This is a genomic window from Oceanicaulis sp., assembly GCF_051859625.1.
Taxonomy (GTDB): Bacteria; Pseudomonadota; Alphaproteobacteria; order Caulobacterales; family Maricaulaceae; genus Oceanicaulis.
On sequence record NZ_JBHYFH010000001.1, the window covers coordinates 1,223,953 to 1,248,011 of the forward strand.

The 24,059-nt window shown below is 62.3% G+C and carries 25 protein-coding genes and 1 pseudogene; 13 read left to right on the forward strand and 13 right to left on the reverse strand.

The window, feature by feature from the left end:
* Position 1 precedes the first annotated feature (1 nt).
* From dnaA to mutM, 5 genes are all read right to left on the reverse strand, one after another.
* Positions 2–1,444, reverse strand: coding sequence for a chromosomal replication initiator protein DnaA (dnaA, locus tag ACTIGF_RS05875; RefSeq protein ID WP_439635976.1), 1,443 nt, complete (start codon positions 1,442–1,444; stop codon positions 2–4).
* A gap of 456 nt (positions 1,445–1,900) precedes the next feature.
* Entirely contained in the window at positions 1,901–2,170 is a 270-nt protein-coding gene (gene rpsT / locus ACTIGF_RS05880; RefSeq protein ID WP_107712088.1) for a 30S ribosomal protein S20, read from the reverse strand.
* Between the two features lie 120 nt (positions 2,171–2,290).
* Entirely contained in the window at positions 2,291–3,067 is a 777-nt protein-coding gene (locus tag ACTIGF_RS05885) for an enoyl-CoA hydratase (protein ID WP_439635977.1), read from the reverse strand.
* A gap of 106 nt (positions 3,068–3,173) precedes the next feature.
* Complete coding sequence (locus tag ACTIGF_RS05890; RefSeq protein ID WP_439635978.1) at positions 3,174–4,088, reverse strand: TraB/GumN family protein; 915 nt, start codon at positions 4,086–4,088, stop codon at positions 3,174–3,176.
* A 110-nt stretch (positions 4,089–4,198) separates the two neighbouring features.
* Positions 4,199–5,059, reverse strand: a complete 861-nt coding sequence (gene mutM / locus ACTIGF_RS05895) for a bifunctional DNA-formamidopyrimidine glycosylase/DNA-(apurinic or apyrimidinic site) lyase (RefSeq protein ID WP_439635979.1) — start codon at positions 5,057–5,059, stop codon at positions 4,199–4,201.
* A 44-nt stretch (positions 5,060–5,103) separates the two neighbouring features.
* Between mutM and ACTIGF_RS05900 the strand changes: the two genes are divergently transcribed.
* From ACTIGF_RS05900 to dut, 9 genes and pseudogenes are all read left to right on the forward strand, one after another.
* The gene (locus ACTIGF_RS05900; RefSeq protein ID WP_439635980.1) at positions 5,104–5,748 is read left to right on the forward strand and encodes a hypothetical protein; all 645 of its coding nucleotides are present in this window, start codon (positions 5,104–5,106) and stop codon (positions 5,746–5,748) included.
* Positions 5,749–5,809: 61 nt separating this feature from the next.
* Positions 5,810–6,583 (forward strand): class I SAM-dependent methyltransferase, encoded by a 774-nt coding sequence (locus tag ACTIGF_RS05905; RefSeq protein ID WP_439635981.1) that lies wholly within the window; start codon positions 5,810–5,812, stop codon positions 6,581–6,583.
* Positions 6,584–6,691: 108 nt separating this feature from the next.
* Positions 6,692–7,057, forward strand: coding sequence for a YciI family protein (locus ACTIGF_RS05910; RefSeq protein WP_160092827.1), 366 nt, complete (start codon positions 6,692–6,694; stop codon positions 7,055–7,057).
* On the forward strand, positions 7,054–7,398 hold the full coding sequence (locus ACTIGF_RS05915; RefSeq protein WP_439635982.1) for a YciI family protein: 345 nt from the start codon (positions 7,054–7,056) through the stop codon (positions 7,396–7,398). Before ACTIGF_RS05910 ends, ACTIGF_RS05915 begins: the two co-directional genes overlap by 4 nt.
* Complete coding sequence (locus ACTIGF_RS05920) at positions 7,385–8,626, forward strand: RNA polymerase sigma factor (protein WP_439635983.1); 1,242 nt, start codon at positions 7,385–7,387, stop codon at positions 8,624–8,626. Before ACTIGF_RS05915 ends, ACTIGF_RS05920 begins: the two co-directional genes overlap by 14 nt.
* Positions 8,627–8,689: 63 nt before the next feature.
* Positions 8,690–10,219, forward strand: coding sequence for a 2-polyprenylphenol 6-hydroxylase (gene ubiB / locus ACTIGF_RS05925; protein WP_439635984.1), 1,530 nt, complete (start codon positions 8,690–8,692; stop codon positions 10,217–10,219).
* A gap of 67 nt (positions 10,220–10,286) precedes the next feature.
* Positions 10,287–11,470 (forward strand): annotated as a pseudogene (gene coaBC, locus ACTIGF_RS05930) (bifunctional phosphopantothenoylcysteine decarboxylase/phosphopantothenate--cysteine ligase CoaBC).
* A 62-nt stretch (positions 11,471–11,532) separates the two neighbouring features.
* Positions 11,533–12,027: a hypothetical protein gene (locus ACTIGF_RS05935; protein WP_439635985.1), complete on the forward strand. Its 495-nt coding sequence runs from the start codon at positions 11,533–11,535 to the stop codon at positions 12,025–12,027.
* Positions 12,028–12,088: 61 nt separating this feature from the next.
* Entirely contained in the window at positions 12,089–12,535 is a 447-nt protein-coding gene (gene dut / locus ACTIGF_RS05940) for a dUTP diphosphatase (RefSeq protein WP_439635986.1), read from the forward strand.
* Here the strand turns inward: dut and ACTIGF_RS05945 are convergent.
* The 3 genes from ACTIGF_RS05945 to ACTIGF_RS05955 all read right to left on the reverse strand — a co-directional run bounded on the left by ACTIGF_RS05945 (position 12,532) and on the right by ACTIGF_RS05955 (position 15,131).
* A complete protein-coding gene (locus tag ACTIGF_RS05945; RefSeq protein WP_439635987.1) occupies positions 12,532–13,341 on the reverse strand; it encodes a PIN domain-containing protein in 810 nt (269 codons plus the stop codon). The two genes, dut and ACTIGF_RS05945, sit on opposite strands and share 4 nt — an antisense overlap.
* Entirely contained in the window at positions 13,338–14,642 is a 1,305-nt protein-coding gene (locus tag ACTIGF_RS05950) for an ATP-dependent DNA helicase (RefSeq protein ID WP_439635988.1), read from the reverse strand. The genes ACTIGF_RS05945 and ACTIGF_RS05950 overlap by 4 nt, the downstream gene beginning before the upstream one ends.
* Positions 14,643–14,711: 69 nt before the next feature.
* Positions 14,712–15,131: a hypothetical protein gene (locus ACTIGF_RS05955; protein WP_439635989.1), complete on the reverse strand. Its 420-nt coding sequence runs from the start codon at positions 15,129–15,131 to the stop codon at positions 14,712–14,714.
* A 111-nt stretch (positions 15,132–15,242) separates the two neighbouring features.
* Between ACTIGF_RS05955 and ACTIGF_RS05960 the strand changes: the two genes are divergently transcribed.
* On the forward strand, positions 15,243–16,019 hold the full coding sequence (locus ACTIGF_RS05960) for a HesA/MoeB/ThiF family protein (RefSeq protein ID WP_439635990.1): 777 nt from the start codon (positions 15,243–15,245) through the stop codon (positions 16,017–16,019).
* Positions 16,020–16,262: 243 nt separating this feature from the next.
* Here ACTIGF_RS05960 and ACTIGF_RS05965 read toward each other — a convergent pair whose 3' ends face one another.
* Complete coding sequence (locus ACTIGF_RS05965; protein WP_439635991.1) at positions 16,263–16,502, reverse strand: hypothetical protein; 240 nt, start codon at positions 16,500–16,502, stop codon at positions 16,263–16,265.
* The gene (locus tag ACTIGF_RS05970; protein ID WP_439635992.1) at positions 16,489–17,388 is read right to left on the reverse strand and encodes an MBL fold metallo-hydrolase; all 900 of its coding nucleotides are present in this window, start codon (positions 17,386–17,388) and stop codon (positions 16,489–16,491) included. Before ACTIGF_RS05970 ends, ACTIGF_RS05965 begins: the two co-directional genes overlap by 14 nt.
* A 138-nt stretch (positions 17,389–17,526) precedes the next feature.
* Between ACTIGF_RS05970 and ACTIGF_RS05975 the strand changes: the two genes are divergently transcribed.
* From ACTIGF_RS05975 to fabB, 3 genes are all read left to right on the forward strand, one after another.
* Positions 17,527–18,117 (forward strand): SH3 domain-containing protein, encoded by a 591-nt coding sequence (locus ACTIGF_RS05975; RefSeq protein WP_439635993.1) that lies wholly within the window; start codon positions 17,527–17,529, stop codon positions 18,115–18,117.
* Positions 18,118–18,231: 114 nt separating this feature from the next.
* On the forward strand, positions 18,232–18,768 hold the full coding sequence (gene fabA / locus ACTIGF_RS05980; RefSeq protein WP_022700761.1) for a 3-hydroxyacyl-[acyl-carrier-protein] dehydratase FabA: 537 nt from the start codon (positions 18,232–18,234) through the stop codon (positions 18,766–18,768).
* Positions 18,765–19,979: a beta-ketoacyl-ACP synthase I gene (gene fabB, locus ACTIGF_RS05985; RefSeq protein WP_439635994.1), complete on the forward strand. Its 1,215-nt coding sequence runs from the start codon at positions 18,765–18,767 to the stop codon at positions 19,977–19,979. The genes fabA and fabB overlap by 4 nt, the downstream gene beginning before the upstream one ends.
* Positions 19,980–20,033: 54 nt before the next feature.
* Here the strand turns inward: fabB and ACTIGF_RS05990 are convergent, their stop codons facing one another.
* The 3 genes from ACTIGF_RS05990 to katG all read right to left on the reverse strand — a co-directional run bounded on the left by ACTIGF_RS05990 (position 20,034) and on the right by katG (position 23,839).
* Positions 20,034–20,669 (reverse strand): hypothetical protein, encoded by a 636-nt coding sequence (locus ACTIGF_RS05990; RefSeq protein ID WP_439635995.1) that lies wholly within the window; start codon positions 20,667–20,669, stop codon positions 20,034–20,036.
* A 2-nt stretch (positions 20,670–20,671) separates the two neighbouring features.
* The gene (locus ACTIGF_RS05995) at positions 20,672–21,586 is read right to left on the reverse strand and encodes a hydrogen peroxide-inducible genes activator (RefSeq protein WP_439635996.1); all 915 of its coding nucleotides are present in this window, start codon (positions 21,584–21,586) and stop codon (positions 20,672–20,674) included.
* A 78-nt stretch (positions 21,587–21,664) separates the two neighbouring features.
* Positions 21,665–23,839 (reverse strand): catalase/peroxidase HPI, encoded by a 2,175-nt coding sequence (gene katG / locus ACTIGF_RS06000; RefSeq protein ID WP_439635997.1) that lies wholly within the window; start codon positions 23,837–23,839, stop codon positions 21,665–21,667.
* Positions 23,840–24,059 lie beyond the last annotated feature (220 nt).

Sequence of the window (24,059 nt, forward strand, 5' to 3'; positions counted from 1 at the left end):
CTTAACCGCGCAAGCGTCGCCGCAACGCCTCGACATCTTCGGCCAGAACCGCGTCCGATGTGAGGGTCTCGGTGATCTTGTTCACCGCATGAATGACGGTGGAGTGGTCACGCCCGCCAAAGCGCCGACCAATGTCCGGCAGAGACCGGGTGGTCATAGTTTTCGCCAGATACATGGCGATATGGCGCGGGCGGACCACCGCCTTGGTGCGGCGTTTGGAGATCAGGTCATCCACCGTGATGGAGAAATAGCTCGCCGCCATTTTCTGGATGTCGTCCACGGTGATGCGGCGCTCGGCTTTCACCGGCAGTTCGCCCAGCGCATCCTCCACCGTCTCCATGGTGACGGGGCGGTTCATATACGCGGTGCGCACGATGATGTTGTTCAGGACGCCTTCAAGCTCACGCGCCGAGCTGGTGACACGGGCGGCGAGGAAGTCCCGCACCGTCTCGGGAACCTCCAGATCCGGGCAATGATTGCGCGCCTGGGCGATCTTGCAATCGAGGATCTTGCGGCGCAGATCGAGATCTGGGCCTTGCAGCGGGCAATTGAACCCGCCCGCCAGCACGTTGCGCAGCCGGTCATCTGAGACGCTGAGCTGGGACGGCGCGCAGTGAGAGGCGAGCACCACCTGCTTTTCCGCGCTGATCAGGGATGTGACCGTCTGCAGGAATTCGTCTTCAGTACGCGGTTTGCCGCAAATGAAGTGGACATCGTCGATCAACAGCATGTCGCAATCGCGGACCAGATCCTTGAAGGGCTGGACGTCACGGGCGCGCAGGGCGGACTGGAATCCGTTCAGGAATTCTTCCGCGGTCAGATAGAGCACTTTCTTGCGCTTTCCGCTCAGAGAGGCGGCGTGCGCGATGGCGGCCAGAAGGTGGGATTTGCCCACCCCGTAATCGCCATGGAAAAAGACCGGGTTGAAGGGCGGCGCTTCTGCGCTGGCCACAGCGCGCGCAGCCGTCGCCGCCATCATGTTGGCTGATCCCACCATGAAAGTGTCAAAGGTGAAGCGCGCTTCGCGTTTGGCGTCGCCCGCCTCAATCGTGTCCTCCACAAGCGGCAGCGCCGCCGTGTCCGACACTCCGCCCGCGGACAGGGCGGCGACGCTGACGGTTTGTGATTTTTGAGACGCGAGCGATTTCTCCGTGCAGATCAGAATATCGCACGCATGCTCGGCCACATTCGCCCACAAGGCGCGCAAACGCATGCCCACATTGTCTTCCACCCAGGAGCGACCGAATTCATTGGGACAGATCACGCAGACGCGTCCCGCAGCATCCAGTTCCACTCGAAGGCGCGCGATCTCGGCCGCATAGACCAGATCTCCGCATTCCTCACGCAAGCGAGCGCGCACAGCGCGCCAGACGGCGACGATCGAGCTGGAATCCATCATGGCCGCACCGTCACGTCGCGCCGTCGCATCTTGAGAATACCCCATATGCCCCAACCTTCATTCCACTCTGCGCGCCCTGGTAATCCCAAGGTCACGGCTTTAATTTTGAACGCAGTTCTCCCGCACCGAGCGCGCGTCTTCCTGCGCTCAGCGACCGTCCTTTGGTCCGTGTGGGGACAACTCCGTCGAGGCCCTCAGGTTACCGTCACGGGCGAGCGAATCAACATGATTAACCCACGCATTTTCCGGATTCCGAGCTTGACAGGTTGATTCCTAAAGCAGGTCGGGCGTTTGGCGATCTGAAAAAAATTTCGCTGTTTTCAGGGCTTGCGTCTCGGCGATTTCATGATCTAGCGAAGCCCGCCAAGGAATGCGGAATACAGGAATTACCTTGTTGAAAAACATAAGCTTTTAAACTTGTACCAATATGACGCAGAACAAAAAAGAACGCCCGCGCAGTTATGCGCGGGCGTTCTTTTTCGTCCGTGTATGGAGCAGGTTTTAAGAGGCTGCCATAGACTTCACACGGGCCGACAGGCGAGACACCTTGCGAGCGCCGGTGTTCTTGTGGATGACGCCTTTGCTGACCGCTTTCATGAGTTCAGACTCAGCGGTGCGCAACGCGGCGCGCGCCTGATCCTGATCGCCGGCGGCGATGGCCAGGTCGAGCTTCTTCACATAGGTCCGCATGCGCGTGCGGCGGGCTTTGTTCAGAGCGGTGCGGCGCTCAATCTTGCGCGCCATTTTCTTGGCGGAGGACGTGTTCGCCATAAGATCTCCAGATCCGTATGATCAAGGGCGCCTGGCCAGAGCCGGCCGCCGGGTAAAACTATGAGGCGCGGCGTATACCGGTCCCCGCAGGTGCGGTCAACAGGTATACGCCAAAATTCATCACCGGTGTTTGAAATGCGCAGCGCGTTTGTCAGCAAACGCAGCCATGCCTTCGGTCTGATCCTCGGTGGCGAACTGGGACTGGAACACCCGGCGTTCAAAGCGCACGCCTTCGGCCAGGCCCATCTCGAACGCCGTGTTGACGGCCTCTTTGGTCATCATGGCGATGGGCAGGGATTTGGACGCGATCGTGGTGGCCGCCTCCATGGTCACATCCAGCAATTCTTCGGCCGGCACGACGCGGCTGACCAGCCCCGCACGCTCGGCTTCCTTGGCCGGCATCATACGGCCCGTCAGGCACATATCCATGGCCTTGGCCTTGCCCACCGCGCGCGGCAGACGCTGGGTGCCGCCCGCGCCCGGCATGACGCCGAGATTGATTTCGGGCTGACCGAACTTGGCGGTTTCGGACGCGATGATGAAATCACACATCATGGCGATCTCGCAGCCGCCGCCCAGCGCATAACCGGACACCGCTGCAATGATCGGCTTTCTGAAACGCGCCACGCTCTCCCACGATTCCGCGAACGGGTCGTGCTTGTACAGGGAGACGAAATCCTTCTCCTGCAGCTCCTTGATGTCGGCGCCGGCGGCGAACGCCTTGGCCGAGCCGGTCAGGATCACGCAACCGATGTCCTCATCGCGCTCGAACGCAGCCAGCGCATCCTTGAGCTCATTGGTCAGCTCGTCACACAGCGCGTTCAGGGCGGATGGACGGTCCAGGGTGATGACGCCCACCCGGCCTTCGGTTTTTACTTGGATCGTATTGTAGGCCATGCGGCCCTCCGATGCAGTTACACGCTCTTCAGCGCAGGGTATGCGGCAAAACGGGCGCCCTCTTAGCGGAAGCCCGCACGCAGGTCACCCCCGCGGCTTCATCCGCTTACTGGATTTGCCAAACACCATATCCCAGATTGCGCAGCACTTCCGCCAACCCCTCCGGGCCAGGCAAATGCCCCACGCCGACCGCGATCATGACGTCTTCATCGCCCATCATGATCTGGTCGATCTGCTCGCCCCAATCGTAATTCCGGTTCACGATCAAGGCTTGATACATCTCAGGGGAATCCGACTTCATGCGATCATTGATCATGTGATCAATCGCTTCGATATCCCCGACTTCCCAGGCCATGGCTAGCTCATCAAGCAAATACGGCTCTTCGACAGATTGCTTAAGCGAGCTTTCCAGATCGCGCAGCTGAACGGCCTGCGGCAGACTGGCCAGGAAACCGAGCTGCTGCTCCGCTGTTTCGAAATACCGCACATCATCGGTAATCGGCTCGATCATGGCCTGAAGCGCGACTTCAACGCCGTATTGCGGATCATAACCCTGAGCCATGGCCATGGCGGACGCCAGAGAGACGCTCGCGAGCCAAGGCTGCAACGGATCGAGCGAAGCCATCATCGTTTCCGCCGGCACGCCCATACGCTGAGCGAGCGTCGCCAGATTGGCCTTGGCGTCCTCACTCATCATGGAGGACAGCGTCTGGCCCTGAGGGTTCAATCCCAATTGCGGGACAAGCGCCTGAATCTGGGCCTGCGCTTCAGGACTGTGCACATCCGCTTCGAACCAGACCTGGTCCACGCTCGCCAGAAGCTCTTCGAAATAGGCGGTGCGCCATTGGGTTTCGGGCTTCAGCAGATGAATGGTGCCGATGATGTAGGCGACATTATCCTCATCTTCGAGCATCCAGATGCTCGGCCCGAGTTCGGCCTCTTCCACGTCCATGGTTTGAGCAACCGCCGGCGTGGCGAACACTGTCAGGGCCAGAAAAGCCCAGAGGATACGGTCCAGCATAAAATGCCTCTCTTGCATTCAAATCATCATGCAAAGGGATAAACGCCCGGGAACGGGGTTCAACCCAAACCGGCATGGTTAACAAAAGTTCATGTTAAGAACACGGCGCGCTAACGCTGGCATGACGGACAGAAAAAGCTCGACCGACCGGACTGGACAATCCGCTCTACCCGGCTGTCCTCACAGCGATGGCAAGGCTCGCCTTCGCGCCCGTACACATCAAAGCGGTGCTGGAAATAGCCCATGGCCCCGTCCGCCCCGGCATAATCGCGCAAGGTGGAGCCTCCGGCTTCAATCGCTTCGGCGATCACAGTCCGAACCGCCGGAGCCAGCCGCGCAGCGCGCGCGCCGGGAATGGAGTTGCACAGACGCCTGGGGCCGATCTTCGCCCGCCACAACGCCTCGCAGACGTAGATATTGCCAAGGCCCGCCACCACACGCTGATCCAGAAGCCCTGCCTTGACCGGGCTGCGCCGCGTCTTGAAGGCCTCGTTGAGCCGGTCTTCGGAAAATCCGTTCGACAAGGGCTCCGGTCCCAGATCTCTCAAATAGGGTTGGGCGTCTTCCTGGTCGGTTTCATACAGCGTCATGAAGCCGAAGCGGCGCGGATCATTATAGGTGACCGTCACGCCGCCCTCGATGTGAAACACCACATGGTCATGGGCCGGATTGGCGGGCGGCGCATAGACAAAATCGCCCGGTTGCCGGCTCAGATCATCGGCTGTCACAGAGAACCGGCCCGACATCCCCAGATGCATCAGCAAGGTTTCGCCCGAGCCCAGCCGCGCCAGCAGATATTTCGACCGCCGGTCCAGCCGTTCGACCACGGTTCCGGTCAGGCGTTCTGCGAAGCGTTCGGGAAACGCGAACCGCAGATCCGGGCGCCGCGCTTCAGCCCGCAGAATACGGCGACCCTCCATCGCGGGGGTCAGGCCACGCCGCACCGTCTCGACTTCAGGCAATTCCGGCATCACACTATCCTGCACAGACAATCCTCGGGGGGAGGACATAGGCCATGAGCCCAATGCGCGCGAGCCTTGTGCCTGTAGACGCCGCGAAACAGACCGTTCTGGCGGCGCTTGACGCGCTGACCCTGCGCCGGGCGTCCATCGACTCCCCGGTCGATTATATCCGGCGCGTCGCCCACCCCTGGACCGATGATCTGGCGTTTGAGCTGGCGCTTCAGATTGACGCCGGACCGCCCGGTGACGCCCCGCACCCCGTGCAGGAAGTCTCCACGACCTTTCGGCGGGTGGCCCGGGACGCGCCCGAGATGCGTGTGCGGCTTTTTCAGGGCCCGCCCCACGCTGTCAGCTGGCGCATTTACGCCGCGGACGACAGCGCCTTGCTTGAACAACCCGTCGTCATCCACTGCCCTTGGCGCGGAACCTGGCCCTCTCTGAGCCGGGCCTGTGATGATCTGGCCCAGACACGCGCCAGCCTGCGCGTGCTGGCGACCCAGGCGGACCCTGACAGGGATGTGGACGGCATGAGCCTCGCCACGGCTTGCGCCTACAGGATCTCGGCCTTCGCCCCGCCGCGCGAACCGGTGCTGCTGGCGTTTTACGCGCCTGGGGGCGGTTGGCGCGGCCAGGCGGGGTTCAGCCTGTACGCCTATCAAACCGGCGAGCGGACCCTGACGCCGCTTGCATCAGGTTGAGGCGAAACGGCGCGGCATCTCAGACTGGCGTTCCGGACCCGCGCGCACTAGCTTGCACGCCATGACCCAGACTTCAGATCACGACACCGTCTCCTTTGGTTTCAAGGATGTGGCCCGCACCGAAAAGCAGGGCCTTGTCCGCAACGTATTTGACCGCTCGGCGCGCAAATACGACCTGATGAATGATCTGATGAGCCTGGGGGTTCACCGGGTCTGGAAAGACATCACCGTCACCAAGGCCGGACCGCGTCCCGGCGCGCGGCTGATTGATGTGGCGGGCGGCACCGGCGACATCGCCCGGGCGTGGCTCGATCGCGCTGACGCTCTGACCGAACGCCGCGGTAGCAATCAGTACGCCGAAGCTGTTGTCGCCGACATCAATGAGCAGATGCTGCTGGCGGGCCTGAAGCGCGGCGACCGCGACCGGCTGGACTGGTGTACGGCGAATGCGGAATGCCTGCCCTTTGAGAGCGGCGTCGCGGACGCCGTCACCATCGGCTTCGGCATCCGCAATGTGACCGACCGGATCAAGGCGCTCAAAGACATGCGCCGCGTGCTCAAACCCGGCGGACGCTTTGTGTGTCTGGAGTTTTCGCGCCCCACCACGCGCCCGCTTGAAAAGCTCTATGACGCCTGGTCCTTCGGCGCCATTCCGCAGATCGGCGAATGGATCGCCAAAGACCGCGACAGCTATCAGTATCTGGTGGAATCCATCCGTAAATTTCCCCATCAGGACGCCTTCGCGGCCGAGCTGGAAGAGGCCGGGTTTGAGCGTGTCAGCGTGACGAACCTGTCCGGCGGCATCGCCGCCATCCATATGGGCTGGAAAGTCTAGGCGAACCCGCCGTGAATTTTTTTCACGCCCCTGTCGAAGCGCAGGGTGTTGAAACGTCCTAAGATGGTCCCTGCCAGACGCGCAGGGTGAGCCATCAAGGACGAGACCATGCAATTTGCCTTATTGATCTATGAGACCGCGGACGATTTCACACGCCGTCGCGGACCTGACGCGGCGGCCTATTGGTCCAGCTGGTCGGCGTATTCAGGCGCATTGAAAGCCCACACGACAGGCGGCGCCTGCCTGAAATCCCCCGATACCGGCGTTGTATTGCGCCAGACACAGTCCGGACGGCAGGTCCAGGACGGCCCCTATGCCGAGACCAAGGAACAGCTGGGCGGGATCATGCTGTTTGAAGCGGGCACTCTGGACGAAGCGCTGGAGTGGGCGGAACGCTGTCCAGCGGCCCAGCACGGCGCTGTTGAAGTGCGCCCGGTTCAGCCCATGAGTGAAATTGCGGAGATGCAGTCATGAAATACGCCCTACTGATCTATGGCGCTGAAAGCCAGTGGAACGCCCTGAGCGAAGCCGAACAAATGGCCATGTTTGAAAAGCATGGCGCTTATTCCGAAGCCCTTGTGAAAGCGGGTCTGATGGTGTCGGGCGAGCCGCTGGACACAGCCGCCAGCGCCAAACGCATCACGGATGACGGGGTTCAGGACGGTCCCTATGCCGACACCAAGGAGCAATTGGGCGGCTTTTATGTGATCGAAACGGACAGCCTTGAGACGGCGCTGGACTGGGCGGGCAAATGTCCGCGCTTGCCCGGCGACCAGATCGAGGTTCGTCCCGTGCCGGCCTATGGCGACGCCTGACCCAGAGACCGACGAGACGCGCGCGACGGCCGAGGTCGTCGCGCGCCGATCCTATGGCCGCTTGGTGGCCAGCCTCGCCCGGCGATGGGGCGATCTGACCCGGGCTGAAGATGCGCTGGCTGACGCGTTCGAGCGCGCCTTGCGCACCTGGCCAGATACAGGCCTGCCGGACCAGCCCGAGGCCTGGCTGCTCAAGACCGCGCATCGGCGCCTGATTGACGGGGCGCGCCAATCCGGCGTGCGGGCGCACGCTGAACCCGAACTCCAGCGCCTTCTGGAGGAGGTGTCCGAACGCGCGGACCCTGACGCCCTGCCTGATGACCGGTTGGGCCTGATGCTGGCCTGCGCCCATCCTGATCTTGATCCAGCGCTGCATACGCCCCTGATGTTACAGGCTGTGCTGGGGCTGGATGCAGCGCGGATCGGCGCGGCCTTTCTGGTCAGCCCCGCCGCCATGGGTCAGCGCCTCTCGCGTGGCAAGGCGAGGCTGCGTGAGCGCGGCGCCCGGTTTGAACAACCCGGCAAGGACGAGCTGGCTGGTCGTATCACCCCAGTCCTCAACGCCATCTATGCCGCCTATGGCACGGGCTGGGATGAGATTGGCGCGAGCGAAAGCCGCGTGCGCGGCCTGGCGGACGAAGCGCTGTATCTGAGCAGGCTTCTGACTGAGCTGACGCCGGACATCGCCGAGGTCTGGGGGCTCTACGCGCTGATCGCCCATTGTGAGTCGCGCACCCCGGCGCGGCGTGATTCAGAGGGCCGTTTTATTCCTTTATCAGATCAGGACACGGCGCTCTGGCGCGAAACGACGATCCAGAACGCTGAAACCGCCCTCCGGCGCGCGCTCAAGCTCGCCCCGCCCGGTCGGTATGCGCTGGAGGCGTCAATTCAGTCTGTTCACGCTGAACGGCGGTTCACGGGGGAGACCAATTGGCTGGCGGCGGCGGCGCTCTATGACGGACTGGTCAGCCATACACCCAGCCTGGGCGCCCTGACGGCGCGCGCTTGCGCCCATGGTGAAGCGTTTGGCGCCGATCGCGCGCTTGAAGCCTTGGCCGCCCTGAGCGATCAGGCGGGCGCGTATCAGCCCTTCTGGGCGGCGCAGGCGCACTGGCTGGCGCAGGCCGGCCGCGGCGATGAAGCGGCGGGCGCCTATGAGCGCGCCATGGCGCTAAGCACCGATCCGGCGGTGCGCCAATATCTGTTTGAGCGCGCCCAAGCACTTTGACGCAGCCGCCAAGGCGCCGCGCCCCCTCGCCAAACCCCCTTCATCGCCCTAAACCTCACTTCCGTGTTTGGTACGCTCTCAAATATCTTCCGCCTGACGCGCGCCGCGTGGACGCTGGCCCGTCATGACGCGATTTTCCCGGCTGAGTACCAGTCGGCGTTTCCAGCGCCTGCGCGGGTGCTGGGCCAGTTCGCGCGTCTGATCGCCATTCGTGACCGGGCGAAAAATCCCGGCGAACGTCTGGCCCATGCGCTGGAAAAGCTGGGACCGTCCTATGTCAAATTCGGCCAGGTGCTCGCCACCCGCGCGGATGTGATCGGGGCGGAGTTCGCGCGCGGCCTGTCACGGCTGCAAGACCAGATGGAGCCGTTCGGCCTGGAGCAGGCGCGCGCCACGGTGGAGGCCGAATTCGGCAAGCCCGTGGAAGCGCTGTTCTCTGAATTCGGCGAGCCGGTCGCCGCCGCCTCCATCGCGCAGGTCCACCGGGCGAAAACCATTGATGGCCGCGATGTGGCGGTGAAAATCCTGCGCCCGGACGTGGCGGAGCGCATCAAGCGCGACATCGCCGCCATGCGCCTGGGCTCCAAACTCGCCGAAGGGCTGTTTCCCGCCTCCAAACGCATGGAGCCGCGCGCTTTTGTGGAGACAGTCGCCCGGTCTCTGGTGCTGGAGCTGGATTTGCGGCTGGAGGCGGCCTCCGCCAATGAGCTGGGCGAAGCGGCGGTCGCGGCGCAAAATTTCTTCATCCCCGAAGTCGTCTGGCCGCTGACCGCCAAGAAGGTCCTGACCACCCAATGGATCGACGCCATACCGCTGACCGATATGGACGCGGTGCGCGCGGCAGGGGTGGATACGGTGAAGCTTGCGGGCGATCTGACCGACGCCTTCCTGTCGACCGCGCTGGAGCAGGGCGTGTTTCACGCGGATCTGCACGCGGGCAATCTGTTCGTCACCCAAGACGGCCTTCTATGGGCGGTGGATTTCGGCATTATCGGGCGGCTGGGACGCGGCGAGCGGCGCTATCTGGCGCGTATCCTTCACGGCTTCCTGACGCGCGACTATGACGGCGCGGCGCAAGCGCATTTTGACGCCGGCTATGTGCCCGACCATCATTCGCGCGATGACTTCGCCAGCGCCCTGCGCGCGGTCGCCGAGCCCATTTTCGGCAAGAACGCCGGCGAAACGCCCATGAGCCGGGTGCTGATGCAGCTCTTTGAAGTCACTGACCTTTATGACATGCACCTTCAGCCCCAGCTGGTGCTGCTTCAGAAAACCATGGTGCAAGCCGAAGGCGTCTGCCGTCTTCTGACAGACGACCATAATATGTGGCAGGCGTCCGGCCCCGCCGTGGAGCGTTTCATGCGCCGCGAACTGGGCCCGCAAGGCCGCATCGAGGATCTGGCCGAGGCGTTCGACCGCGCCAAAACCATCCTCAAACGCCTGCCCGACACGCTGGACGAGTTGACCGAAACTGCCAAGGTCCTGCGTGAACGCGACACCCAGCAGTCAGCAAACCCGACCTGGTTGATCACCACGCTGAGCGTCATCGCCGGGGCGTCGACCGCAATTGCGGTGATGCTGGCGGTGATGTGATCTGAGCCGAGGTGACGCGGCGGCCTGTTCAGGGTAAGCCTGTTTTGTAACAGCCGCGGGGCATGTCATGGCGGATAAACGCATTCTTCTGATCATTGGCGGCGGAATCGCAGCCTATAAATCGCTCGAGCTGATCCGCGAGCTGGCGCGGCGCTCGATCAAGACGCGCGCCATCCTGACTGAGGCCGGCAAGCAGTTCGTCACCCCGATGAGTGTGGGCGCGCTGACGGCGGACAAGGTCTATAGCGATCTCTTCTCGCTGACCGATGAGGCCGAAATGGGCCATATCGAGCTGTCGCGCTCAGCCGATCTTGTGGTCGTTTGCCCCGCCACCGCCAATCTGATGGCCAAGGCCGCCCAGGGCATCGCCGATGATCTGGCGACCACCACGCTTCTGGCCACCGACAAGGCGGTTTTGATGGCGCCGGCGATGAATGTGCGCATGTGGACCCATCCCGCCACGCAAGCCAATGTCAAAACCCTGCGCGGCTATGGCGTCACCGTTCTGGAGCCTGATGAAGGCGAGATGGCGTGCGGTGAGTTCGGGCCGGGGCGTTTGCCCGAACCGGTCCGCATCGCAGACGCCATCGAGGCCGCGCTGAAGTCATGAAGGCCATCGTCACCGCGGGACCCACGCTGGAGCCCATCGACCCGGTCCGTTTCCTGTCCAATCGCTCGTCTGGACAACAGGGCTACGCCATCGCCGAAGCCTTGCGTGATCAAGGCTTCGAGGTGGTGCTGGTTTCCGGCCCCGTGGCGCTCAATGACCCTGAAGGCCTGAAGACCGTGCGCATCGAAACCGCACGCGACATGCTGGCCGCGGTGAACGAGCATCTGCCCGCAGACGTGTTCGTGTCCGTCGCCGCCGTTGCGGACTGGCGTCCGGCTGAAACCGCCGACAAGAAGCTCAAGCTCGACAAGGGCGCCCTGGCGAGCCTGCCGCTTGCCGAGAATCCCGACATTCTCAAAACCATCTCCCAATACGGCCCGGACCAACGCCCGCGCCTGGTGGTGGGTTTCGCCGCCGAAACCCATGACGTCATCGAACACGCCCGCGCCAAGCGATTGCGCAAAGGGTGCGACTGGATCGTCGCCAATGACGTGTCCGGTGATGTGATGGGCGGCACGGAAAACGCCGCGCTTCTGATTACGCCGGACAGGGAGGAACCCTTTGCCCGAGCAGCCAAGTCAGCACTGGCCCAAAAACTGGCTGATAGAATTTCATTAGCTATTACAGAGACTTCAGACTGAATTTGAAATCGCCCCCATCAGATTGTTAGGGTCGGGGCGTTTTAGCAAACTCAGGACCTGATATGAAAACCGCACTGACCGCCCTCGCCCTTGCCGGATTCAGCGCCGCCGCCGCACAGGCGGATTGTTACTCGATCTATCCGCAAGGCGCAGGCCAGCAACCCGCCCCGATGGCCGGTTACACCGTGACCGAAGCCGCCAATCTGGACGGCTTGATGGATCCGCCGCCGCTGGCGGAGGGCGCAAACGCCATCGCTTGCGAACGTGACAGCGTCGTGCCGCGCCCCAATGATTTCGAGCTGGTGCGCTATCACGGAACGCCGCTTCTGATTTCCACGGGTGAAGGCGAAGCCCGCCAAATGCTGCTGTTGGGCTTTCAACCCGCCACGGAAGACGAGAACGGTGAGATGACCGATCCGCAATACCAGGTCCAGATGGCCCAGGGCGGCCTCAGCGATGAGGAGCGTACGGGAGTCATTTCCGCGCTCGAGGGCTTTTCCGCCAGCGAGCAGGCGCTGGATGCGCTGCTGAGAGCCCAGGCCGAACAAGACAGCTGACTTCCGGCTTTTCAGACGCTAACCCTTCCCGCACATCTCAAGCGGCGGGAAGGGTTGCGTCATGAAGCTGAATGTCAAAACGCTGGAGCATTTTGAGGGGCTGGAATTGCCCGCCTACCAGACCTCGGGCTCGGCAGGCCTCGACCTGCCCGCCGCCGTGCCAGCAGATGCGCCTGTGGTGATTGAGCCGGGCGAGTGGCGACTGATTCCGACCGGCATCTGCATCGCCCTGCCCGAAGGCTATGAAGCCCAGATCCGGCCCCGGTCCGGCCTGGCCGCCAAGAAAGGCATTTCCTGCGTCAACACGCCGGGCACGGTGGACGCCGATTATCGCGGCGAGTTGCACGTCAATCTGATCAATCACGGCAAGGAGCCGTTCATCGTCCAGCGCGGTGAGCGCATCGCCCAGATGGTGATCGGCCAGTTCACCCAGATCCGCTGGAACCCGGTCGACGCTCTTGATGAAACCGCGCGCGGCGCCGGCGGCTTCGGCTCAACCGGCGTCTAAAAGCCCAGCTTTTTCGCCAGCGATCCGAGCCTTGCACGTTGCAAGGCCAGTCCGAAACGCGGCGCGCTGAGCCCGAGCCGGTGCGCTGCGCCCAATACGGCCGCTGTCGCCGCCTCGGGCGCGAGCCCCAACCGGCTGGCGATAAACTCACCAGACGGACGCGCATAAAGCCCCAGCGGCTTCAAGGTCGCACGGGGGAAATCCTTCATGTTTTCCGTCAGGATCACCCGCGCCTGCCCGGCGGCGGCGGCCTGCATCACATGGGCGTCGTCCGGGCCGGGCAGCTTGCCGGTCACCTTGACCAGATCCGCCTCTTCGGTCGGGACCATCGCTTCGGGCCAGGCATGCTCTAGAGCCATGACCAGTTGCGACGCTTCACCCGGCCCGTCACGATCCGGCTTGCCGTCCACGATGCGCGCATGAGCGTGGCCGGTTTCAAACAGCACTTTTTCTGACCAGCGCGGATAGAAGAACCCGGCATCCGCCAGCGCCAGAACCAGTTGCCGCCGCACCGCGCTGGCAAGCACGCAGGCGTCCAGAAACACCGCCGGCCGATCAAAGTCTTCGGGAAGAGCGACCGCGTCCGGCGCCGCGATCACCGGAGCGTCCGAACTGGAGGGCGCCAGATGCGGGCCGTCCAGGCGCGCCAGATCCTTGAACGCCTGCGCCCGGACCCGATCCCGCTGTTCGGCGAGGCGCTTGACGCTACGCTCATCCAGCGCCTCGGCGAACTCGCCTTGCGCCACAAGTTGGTTCAGCCCCCAGGCGTCCACCCCCAGCGCGCGCTGCGCAGCCTCCGGAGTCATCCGCCAATCCCCAGCGGGGCGGGATCACAGAAGGCTTTGACGTCAAACAGGCGTTGATCGGTGATGATGTCTGAGGGCTGCAAGGGCCGCGACAATTCCAACCCTTCAAGGGTCCGCGCCCTCGACAGCGCCACATAGGCTTGTCCGTGCGCGAACAAGCGGCGCGAGACGTCGAGATAGACCTTGTCCAGCGTCAGTCCTTGCGCCTTGTGGATGGTCATCGCCCAGGCCAGCCTGAGCGGATACTGCACGTAAGAGCCGATGGTCTCGCGCTTGAGCTTGCTGGACTGGCCGTCCGCCGCATAGCGGATCCGCTCCCAGCTCACGGGCTCGATGGTCACCATCTGGTCGTTCACATGCACTTTGACGCCATCGGACGAAAAGCCCATCACTTCACCGATAGAGCCGTTCACATAGCGTCCGCCGGGATCATTGCGGATCATCATCACGCGCGCGCCGGTTTTCAGAACCAGCGGATCGTCAGTGGGAAAGAGGCGCGGATCAAACTCGCCCTGGACCTTGCCCGAAAAGCCGCGTGGTTCGCCGCGCAGGCCTTCAAGCCGGGCCTGATTGATCGAAGACGCCGCCTGGTTGGTGGGGGTCAGCACCACATGGGTGCCAGACGCTTCCAGTCCGATCCGACCCGTCACGCGCGTGTTCAAAATCTCCGCCAGATCATTGGTCAGCTCGCCGTCGCGAACGGCGTTGAGCACTTCGACGAATTCAGGATCGGCCTGACGGTGAACCTCGGTCAGCTCCACCATGGTGAAACCGGCGTCGCGGAAGGCCGGCGCATGGAAGAAGAACGGCCCGCCATAGGTGTCTTCCAGAAACGAGCCTTCTTCACCCTGGGCGATGGGCGGCAACTGCGCCAGATCGCCCACCAGAATGATGCGCACCCCGCCGAAAGGCTCGGCGCTGTCACGGTTGAGGCGCAGCGAGAAATCCACCGCCTGCATCATGTCCGAGCGCACCATGGAGATCTCGTCGATCACCAGAGTGGTCAGCGCTTTCACCGTGCGCGCATTGCGCAAGCGGCGAATATCGCCCGGCGTGATCAGGCGTGGCGGCAGGCGGAAGAAGCTGTGAAGGGTCTGCCCGCCCGCATTCATCGCCGCGACGCCCGTGGGCGCGACCACGGCGGCCTGCGGCCCCAGGCGTTGCAGGATGGCGCGCGTGACGGTGGTTTTACCCGTGCCGGCCCGGCCCGTCAGAAACAGGTGCGCGCCGCCATTGATGGCGTAGTCGACCACCGCTTGCTGGTCCGGCGACAGAGTGAATGAGGGGCGAGGGGTCAACACGGTCAGGGCTCCTTCAAGAGAGCCTGACCTTGTCGTGTTTCGAGCCTCACCGCCAGCGATCAGCCGGTTTCAGTACAGCTCTTCGGCCACGCAGGCGTCGCCGACGAAGCGGAAATCGCGCACCACGCCCTCTGGATCAATCACGAAGCGGGTTTCGCACTCCACCCACCAGCTCCGAGCGGGTTCATACAGCGTCTCATCATAGCGCTCGATGCGCGTGTGACGCTCGCCATGCTCGTCCACATAGGTGACGCGGCGCTCATTGGGGATGGTGCGATACCCGCCCGGATCCGTGCGCTGTTCTTCGCGCACATAACTCCACACTGCGCCGCCATCGCTCAATTCATCCATGCGATCAGGCGAGCCAAACTCCACCAGCAAGACATCCTGGGTCCGCCCCACCAGCTGGGTCATCTGCTGACGATAGCCTTCAGAGGTGGCGCAGGCGGTCAGCATGAGGGCCAATGCGGCGGCGATCTGGTATTTCATCTGTGCAGTCCCATGGTTGAGGGGTCAGCTTGGCTTACACTCAGCTTCATGAACACAAGCTGAGCATTGCGCTGCATCGCCGCTTGCCCAAACCAGGATCAGGAGCCGGCCATGGCCGTCGACGTCAAACGCCACGCCCGTCACATCGTCTTGAAAGAATTGGGCGGGCCGGGCCAGCAAAAACTCAGCCGCGCCCGCATCGCCGTAATCGGCGCGGGCGGGCTGGGCGCGCCAGCCTTGCTCTATCTGGCGGCGGCGGGCGTCGGCCAGCTTCTCGTGGTGGATCCCGACACCGTGTCGCTGAGCAATCTGCAACGACAAATCCTGTTTCGCACCGATGATGTGGACGCCCCCAAGGCCGAACGGGCCAGCGATGTGCTGACCGCGCTGGATCCGGGCGTCACCGTGGAAGCGATGCGTGAACGCGCGACCGCGGACACGCTGCCTGGCCTGTTGGAGGGCGCCGATCTGGTGCTGGACGGCTGTGATGACTTCGCCACCCGCTTCGCCGTCAACGCGGCTGCGATAAAAGCCGGCATACCGCTGGTGTCGGGCGCAGTCGGTCGCTGGGAGGGGCAGGTCGCCGTGTTCGCCCCGCATCTGAAGCCGGACGCGCCCTGCTATCAGTGCTGGGTGCCCGAAACGCCGCCTGACGCCGAGGATTGCGCGGTGATGGGCGTGGTGGGCGCCTTGACCGGGGTGATCGGATCAATGATGGCGATGGAGGCGATCAAGCTGATCACCGGGGCCGGCGAGCCATTGATCGGGAGGATTTGCGTCTATGACGGTCTGTCCGGTCGGGCCCGGACCGTTACTCTGCCGGCATCCCGCAGCTGCCCGGCTTGCGCATCGGGCAGAACTGACACCCCCCGCACCGGCCACGTCTGATCCGGAACCAGGCGAGCGCGCCCAGAAGCACGCTCGGCGCCACGCCCACCAGCATCGCCAGCCAGACGCTACGGCCCAGAACGCCGATCAAGAGCGCGACCACAACCCCGATCGCCAGAAAGCTGAACAGGGTCAGATCGGCTCTGCGCCGGGGGGTTGAAGCATGATTGAGCAGCATCGTGACCACGCATCTGAGACACTCTGTCTCTGTCCTACCTCATGCCGGGCAGGCGCGGCAAGTCGTCACAGTCGGCCGCGATGCTTGCCGGAATGATGCTGGGCCAGGGTCTTGGCGGCGCGGCGGGCGTTGACCACCACGAACAGATAGATGCCGCCCGCGAACACGAGCCCGACCGCCATGCCGGAGAGCCAGCTCCCCAGCAAGGCGGCGAAGGTCAGCCCCATCACCAAGGCGATCATCACGATGAGCGTCAGGATGCGCGGCTCAGGCAGCCAGACCATGTTTGTTTTACTCTGTTTCACCCGTGATATCCCGGTACAGCGTCCAGACCATGCGTTCAGTGGTGATGAAACCCCAATTCCACTCGTCATGGAAGGCCGCCAGCGGCTCGGCGTCCTGAACTTGCTGTAAATTCATGCCTTGCTCGACCAGCGCCGCCACTTCGGCCTTGGCCTGGGTCAGCATGGTGATGCTGGCTTCAAGGTCCGCTTGCGTCGACAGCGGGCCATGGCCGGGAATGATCTGGGTGTCGGAATCCGCCGCATCCACAATGGCCTGCATGCCGGCGATATAGCCGTCGACCGTGCCGCCATTATCAAGATCGATATAGGGGAACCAGCCAGAAAACAGCAGGTCGCCGGCATGGATGACGTTTGCATCCTCAAACACCACGAAAATATCGCCATTGGTGTGCGCATCCGGCGTGTGATGCAGGCGTGCGCTCAGGCCGTTGATTGTGACCACATCGCCGTCATTGACGCCCACAGTCGGCAGATAAGCGCCTGACAGAGGCTCCGGCGTCGCGCCCGTCAGCTGGGCGGTCACAGGATTCATCAGCGCATCGCGCACGCTGGGATGGGCCATGATCGTCGCGCCCTGTTCAGCGAAATAGGCGTTGCCGAGCACATGGTCGCCGTGCAGATGCGTGTTGAGCACCAGATCCACGGCCCGGTCGCCGGACACGGCGCGTTGCGCGGCGTCGATGGCCTCTGCAAAGCGTTCCATCTGGGTATCGATCATGAACACGCCGTCTTCGCCGACGCTGACACCCACATTGCCGGCCTGATTTGTGGCGAGCATGTAGATCCCTGATCCCAGATCACTGGTCTCCACATAAACCTGATTGTCGTTCTGGGCTTGAGCGCTTGCGCTGAGAGCCAGGCTGGCGATGAGAGCGGTGCGGATCATGGCGGTTCCCCGATGGCTGCGGTCTGTTGGCCAAATGGGTGTGATGAGCGCCCATATCCAGCCCGACTGAAAAACAATCTTAATCCTGAGCCTTCACATTTAACCCCGAATTCACTCTGGCCTGGATGTAGCGCACCCATGCGGACGCTCTTTGCTTTGATCATCATTGCTTGCGCAGGCTTGGGATCTGGCCCGGCGTACGCGCAATCCTGCGATACGTTTTCGGGGCTGCCGGTGCCGCGCTTCGTGTCGCTGAAATACAATGAGACCCGGGGCCGCGCCGGTCCGTCCTTCACCCATCCCGTCGCCTGGCTCTACCAGCGCCAGGGCTTGCCCATGGAAGTGGTCGCAGAGACGCCGGACTGGCGCCGGGTGCGCGATCCACAGGGCGAAGAGGTGTGGATGCATCGCCGCACCCTGACCGGGCGGCGCTCGGTCTGGACGCAAGACGCGACCCAGCTTCTGGCGCGCCCGGATTCCGACGCCGCCCTGATTGCGGACGTCGAGGCGGGCGCGGTGTTGTGGCTGGAGCGTTGCCGCGCAGGCTGGTGCCGTCTGGAAGCAGACGATTACCGCGGCTGGGCCCCCGCGGAGGCGTTCTGGGGCGTCTATTCTGAAGAGACCGAGCCGAGCCCCGCGCTTGAGGGGGGGCAAGCGTCATGCTACCGCTCTTCGCCTGAACCAGACGTGCTGGCGGCGGACCGTGAAAATCCCGCCTCGGCCGACTGACGGATCTGAACCCAGGATGACAGCCTGGCGCGTCGCATTTCACGCGTAGCGCTGGCGCGTTCGCCGCAACTTCCGACCCCCGGCATGCGTCGCCGGGCCGGCACGACGGACCCCATGACAGACCAGAAAAACAGCTACACATATGATGACCTGATCGCCTGCGGCAAAGGCGACCTCTTCGGTCCGGGCAACGCGCAATTGCCGCTGCCGCCCATGTTGATGTTTGATCGCATCACCGAGATCACCTCCGATGGCGGCGCCCATGGCAAAGGCCTCCTGGTCGCCGAGCTCGATGTGACCCCCGATCTGTGGTTCTTTGATTGCCACTTCCAGGGCGACCCGGTGATGCCGGGCTGCCTGGGTCTGGACGCCATGTGGCAGCTCGTGGGCTTTTTCCTGGGCTGGACCGGCGCGCCGGGCAAAGGCCGCGCCCTGGGCGTGGGCGAGGTGAAGTTCACCGGACAGGTCCCCCCTAGCGTCAAGAACGTGCGTTACGTCATTGATCTCAAACGTGTGATAAATCGTCGCCTTGTGCTGGGCATCGCCGATGGCCACGTAGAGGCTGACGGTCAGACCATCTACACCGCCAAGGATTTGCGCGTGGGTCTGTTCCGGCCTGAAGAGCTTAATAATGGCGGAGAAAAAGCATGAGACGTGTCGTCGTCACCGGTATCGGCATCGTTTCATCCATCGGCGATAACGCAGCAGAAGTCGCAGCCAGCCTGAAAGCGGGCAAGAGCGGCGTCATCGCAGCGCCCGAATACGCCGATCTGAACTTCAAATGTCAGGTCCATGCGCGCCCGAACGCCAATCCGGCCGAGCATGTGGATAAGCGCGCCTATCGCTTCATGGGCGAGGGCGCGGGCTGGGCGTACATGTCCATGCAGCAGGCGATTGAAGACGCGGGGCTGGAAGACAGCGATGTCTCCAACCCGCGCACCGGTCTGATCGTCGGCACCGGCGGTCCCTCTGTCGAGGCGATCGTGAAGGCCGCCGACATCACCCGCGAGAAAGGCCCCAAGCGCATCGGCCCGTTCGCGGTGCCCAAAGCCATGTGCTCGACGGGCTCGGCGACGCTCGCCACCCCGTTCAAGATCAAGGGGCTGAACTATTCGATCAGTTCGGCCTGCACCACGTCCCTGCACTGCATGGGCGCGGCCGCCGAGCAGATCCAATGGGGCAAGCAGGATGTGATGTTCGCCGGCGGCGGCGAAGAGCTGCACTGGGCGCTTTCAAACCTGTTTGACGCCATGGGCGCCATGAGCTCGAACTATAACGACACCCCGGCCGTGGCCTCGCGCGCCTTTGACAAGAACCGCGACGGCTTCGTCATTGCGGGCGGCGCCGGCATTGTAGTGCTGGAAGAGTATGAGCGGGCGAAAGCGCGCGGCGCGACCATCTACGCTGAAGTGCTCGGCTATGGCGCGACGTCAGATGGCCATGACATGGTCCAGCCGTCCGGCGAAGGCGCAGCGCGCTGCATGCAGATCGCGCTGGCGGAGGCCAAGGGCCGCAAGATCGACTACATCAACCCGCACGCCACCTCGACGCCCGTCGGCGACGTGAAAGAGGCCGAAGGTCTGCGCGCGGTGTTCGGCAAGGACGTCCCGGCCCTGTCGGCGACCAAGTCCATGTCCGGCCACTCGCTGGGCGCGGCGGGCGTTCAGGAAGCCATCTATTCCATGCTGATGATGAAAGAGGGCTTCATCGCCCCCTCCATCAATATTGACGAGATGGACCCCGAACTCGCGGACCTGCCGATCGTCACCGAGACGAAACAGATCGAGCTCAACACGGTGCTGTCCAACTCCTTCGGGTTTGGCGGCACCAACGGCACCATCATTCTGGGCCGCCCGGACTAGGGTCAGCTTCAGAGCGAGAATGCGAAAACCCCGGCGGAAACGCCGGGGTTCTTTCTATAAGTTCATTTCTTTTAGCGCTATAAAAGCAGAATCAGTCAGCACTTCCTCAATAAGCTTTTTCTCATGCTTCACATAGTCCCTATTCATTTTGTATAATGACCATCTTATCCAAGTTATGGGCCCAATACTTATAGCAATTTTCGATATTATATCTTTGTCACGGTTTAAATTAGACCACTCCAAAACATATATAGCTTTCATCAGTTTTTTATACAATTCAGTATCAGTTGAGCAAATATTGTCGAAACTAGTATTTATTGATGTTTGAATTCTATGGTCTATGTAATAAATTGATTCAGCATCAAACGGTAATATCCTCATCAATGATCGTTTTGATTCTTCTAGGTCTTTTTCATTTTGCTTGATAAAATTATCTAAATGTTGGTTTGATCTCTTCCTAAGCTTATTATGAGAATCGCAATTATCAATAGTTTCACCAAGTGGGAATGAAGACTGCATGGTAGTAAAGCACTTATTGTGTAGAGCAATTAAAATTCCTAGAGCAAATTTTTTATCAGAAGTGTTTTTAGATTCAGATTTTAATATATCTAAAACTATAGATGAGAAAAATCCTCCCAATACGCCAAATATAAGTATTAGAATATTTTGAGTAAAACTTAATTCAGCCATTATTATACCCTTAACGCCTCACGCACCGCATCAGCGAGCATACGCGCTTCATGCTCGCGAGCGCTACCCTTGCGCCAGGCGACGCCGATCTCACGGCCCGCGACAGGCGGGTCGAAAGGACGGATGGCGAGGTCGAGCCGGTCCGCGAGCCCCGCATCAATCGCGAGCTTGGGCAGAAGCGTCACGCCGAGGCCTGATTTGACCATCTGCACCAGGGTATGAAGCGAGGTGGCGGCGAAGTCAGATCGGGCGTCGTTCGTGTCGGGCCGACTGGCTGAGCACACCGCCAGCGCATGATCGCGCAGGCAATGACCGTCCTCGAGCAGCAAAAGCTGTTCATCCGCCAGCATTTCGGGGCTGAGCGTGTCGCGCTGGGCCAACGGGTGGTCCGGCGTTGCGGCGAACAGAAACTCGTCTTCCAGAACGCCTGTGGTCTCGATCCCGGGCGCGTCATAGGGCAGCGCGATCAGCGCGGCATCCAGACGCCGGTCTTTCAGCGCATCCACCAGCCGGTGTGTCAGGTCTTCGCGCAGAAAGAGTTCAAGCTTGGGATAGTGGGTGCGCAGGCTGGGCAGGACCTTGGGCAACAAGAAGGGCGCGATTGTGGGGATGACCCCCAGACGGAACGGCCCGCTCAAGGGCTCGCCCGCCGCGCGCGCCACATGGACGAGGTCTTCGGCTTCGGTCAGCACGATGCGCGCTCGCGCCACCGCCGCCTCGCCCGCCGGGGTCAGAACCGCGCCGCGCGCGCCGCGCTCCACAAGGGTCGCGCCCAGGATCGTCTCCAGCTCCTTGATCCCGGCGGACAGGGTGGGCTGGGTCACATGGGCGGCTTCGGCGGCGCGGGAAAACGAGCCGTGCTCGGCGAGCGCCGACAGGAAGGTGAGTTGTCGCAGCGTAGGCAGATGGCCAACCATAAGGCGTCCTGATCGTCTGAGGGCGGTGTTGAAATACAAATGGAGCGCCCCCTGAACCCGGGAGCGCTCCATCAAGGCTTAGGTCAGGTCAAACCTGTCGGCGTTCATGACCTTGGTCCAGGCGGCGACGAAGTCCTTGACGAACTTCTCTTTATTGTCGTCCTGGGCGTAGACCTCGGCATAGGCGCGCAGGATCGAGTTTGATCCGAACACCAGATCCGCGCTGGTGGCGCCCCATTTGACTTCGCCGGTCTTGCGGTTGCGGATCTCATAGAGCCCATCTTCCGCCGGATGCCAGCTGAGATCCATATCCGTCAGATTGACGAAGAAGTCCGTCGTCAACGCGCCGATCCGGTCAGTGAACACCCCGAGGCGCGAGCCGCCATGATTGACGCCCAGCACGCGCAAGCCGCCCACCAGAACCGTCATTTCATTGGCCGTCAGACCCAGCAGCTGGGCGCGGTCGAGCAGCAACTCTTCAGCGCTGACCGAATAGCGGTCTTTCATCCAGTTGCGGAACCCGTCCGCGAGCGGTTCAAGCGGCTCAAAAGACTCCGCATCCGTCATCTCGGCGGTGGCGTCGCCGCGTCCCGGCGTGAAGGGCACGGGGACGTCAGAACCTGCCTGTTTGATGGCCGCTTCCAGACCCACGACGCCGCCCAGCACGATCACATCGGCTACGGATGCGCCGCTTTGCGCTGCGATCGGCTCCAGCACGGCCAGAACCCGCTGCAGACGTTCAGGCTCATTGCCCGCCCAGTCCTTCTGCGGCGCCAGCCTGATGCGCGCGCCATTGGCGCCGCCGCGCTTGTCAGAGCCCCGGAAGATGCGGGCGCTGTCCCAGGCGGTGGCGATCAGCTCGGCCGGGGTCAGGTCGCTTGATGCGATCTTGGCTTTCACCGCATCCACATCGTAATCGGTGGACCCTTCGGGGATCGGGTCCTGCCAGATCAGGTCTTCGTTCGGCACCTCAGGGCCCACATAATTCGCCTTGGGCCCCATATCGCGGTGGGTTAGCTTGAACCAGGCGCGCGCGAACGTATCGGCGAAATACTCTGGATCCTTGCGGAAACGCTGGCAGATCTCGTTATAGACCGGGTCCATTTTCATACCCATATCCGCATCGGTCATGATGGGGTTATGGCGAATGGACGGATCTGTGGCGTCGACCGGCTTGATGGCCTCCGGCATGTTCACCGGTTCCCATTGCCAGGCGCCGGCCGGGGATTTCTTCAGCTCCCAGTCATAGTCAAACAGATACTCGAAATAGCCCATGTCCCACTGGGTGGGATGCTGGGTCCAGGCGCCTTCAATGCCCGAGGTGAAAGCGTTCGTCGCCTTGCCTTCAAGGCCGGGATTGGCCCAGCCGAAGCCCTGGGAGTCCACGCCGCAGGCTTCAGGCTCCGCGCCGATCTGGTCGACCGCGCCGCGGCCATGCGCCTTGCCCACTGTGTGGCCGCCGCAGGTGAGGGCGGCGGTCTCTTCATCATTCATCGCCATCCGCTTGAAGGTCTCGCGCACCTGGGCGGCGGTCTTCAGCGGATCGGGTTGACCGTTCACGCCTTCGGGATTGACGTAGATGAGGCCCATATGCGTCGCCGCCAGGGGGTTTTCGAGCGTGGAGGTGTCGTCGAGATCGCCATAGCGCTCTTCGCTGTTGGCGAGAAACTGCGATTCAGAACCCCAATAGACGTCCGTTTCCGGACCCCAGATGTCTTCACGGCCATAGCCGAAGCCAAAGGTCTTCAGACCCATGTCTTCATAGGCCACAGTGCCGGACAGGATGATGAGATCGGCCCAGGACAGCTTGTTGCCGTATTTCTTCTTCACCGGCCATAACAGGCGGCGCGCCTTGTCCAGGCTTGCGTTGTCCGGCCAGGAATTGAGCGGGGCGAACCGGATATTGCCAGACCCGGCGCCGCCGCGGCCGTCCGCCAGACGGTAGGACCCCGCCGAGTGCCAGGCGAGGCGGATCATCAGGCCGCCATAATGACCCCAATCGGCCGGCCACCAATCCTGGCTGTCATGCAGCAAGGCTTTGACGTCGGCTTTGACCGCATCGAAATCGAGCGTCTGCACCTCTGATTTATAATCGAAATCAGGGTCCATCGGATTGGTGCGCGCGCCGCCTTGGTGGAGAATGTCGAGATTGAGCGCGTTGGGCCACCATTTGGTGACCGGCTTATCCATGGCGGTGTTGCCGCCGTGATGGAAAGGGCACCCGCCCGCAGTCTTCATGTCGTGTCCGTCCATGGTCATATCCTCCCGGATCAGAACGCTAAGATTGAGCACAGTATCACGCCGGACTGAGGCATATATCAAATCAATTTAATTACGGTGAGACATAGGAAATACCAATACTGCTCGTGTCTCTGTGGGTTTTCCAATGAGATGACCCGCCTGAAACCCTCAGAACGGAAAGGGCGGACGAAGACAGGAAAAACAGCATGAAGCGGGCTTCGGACGCGCTGTA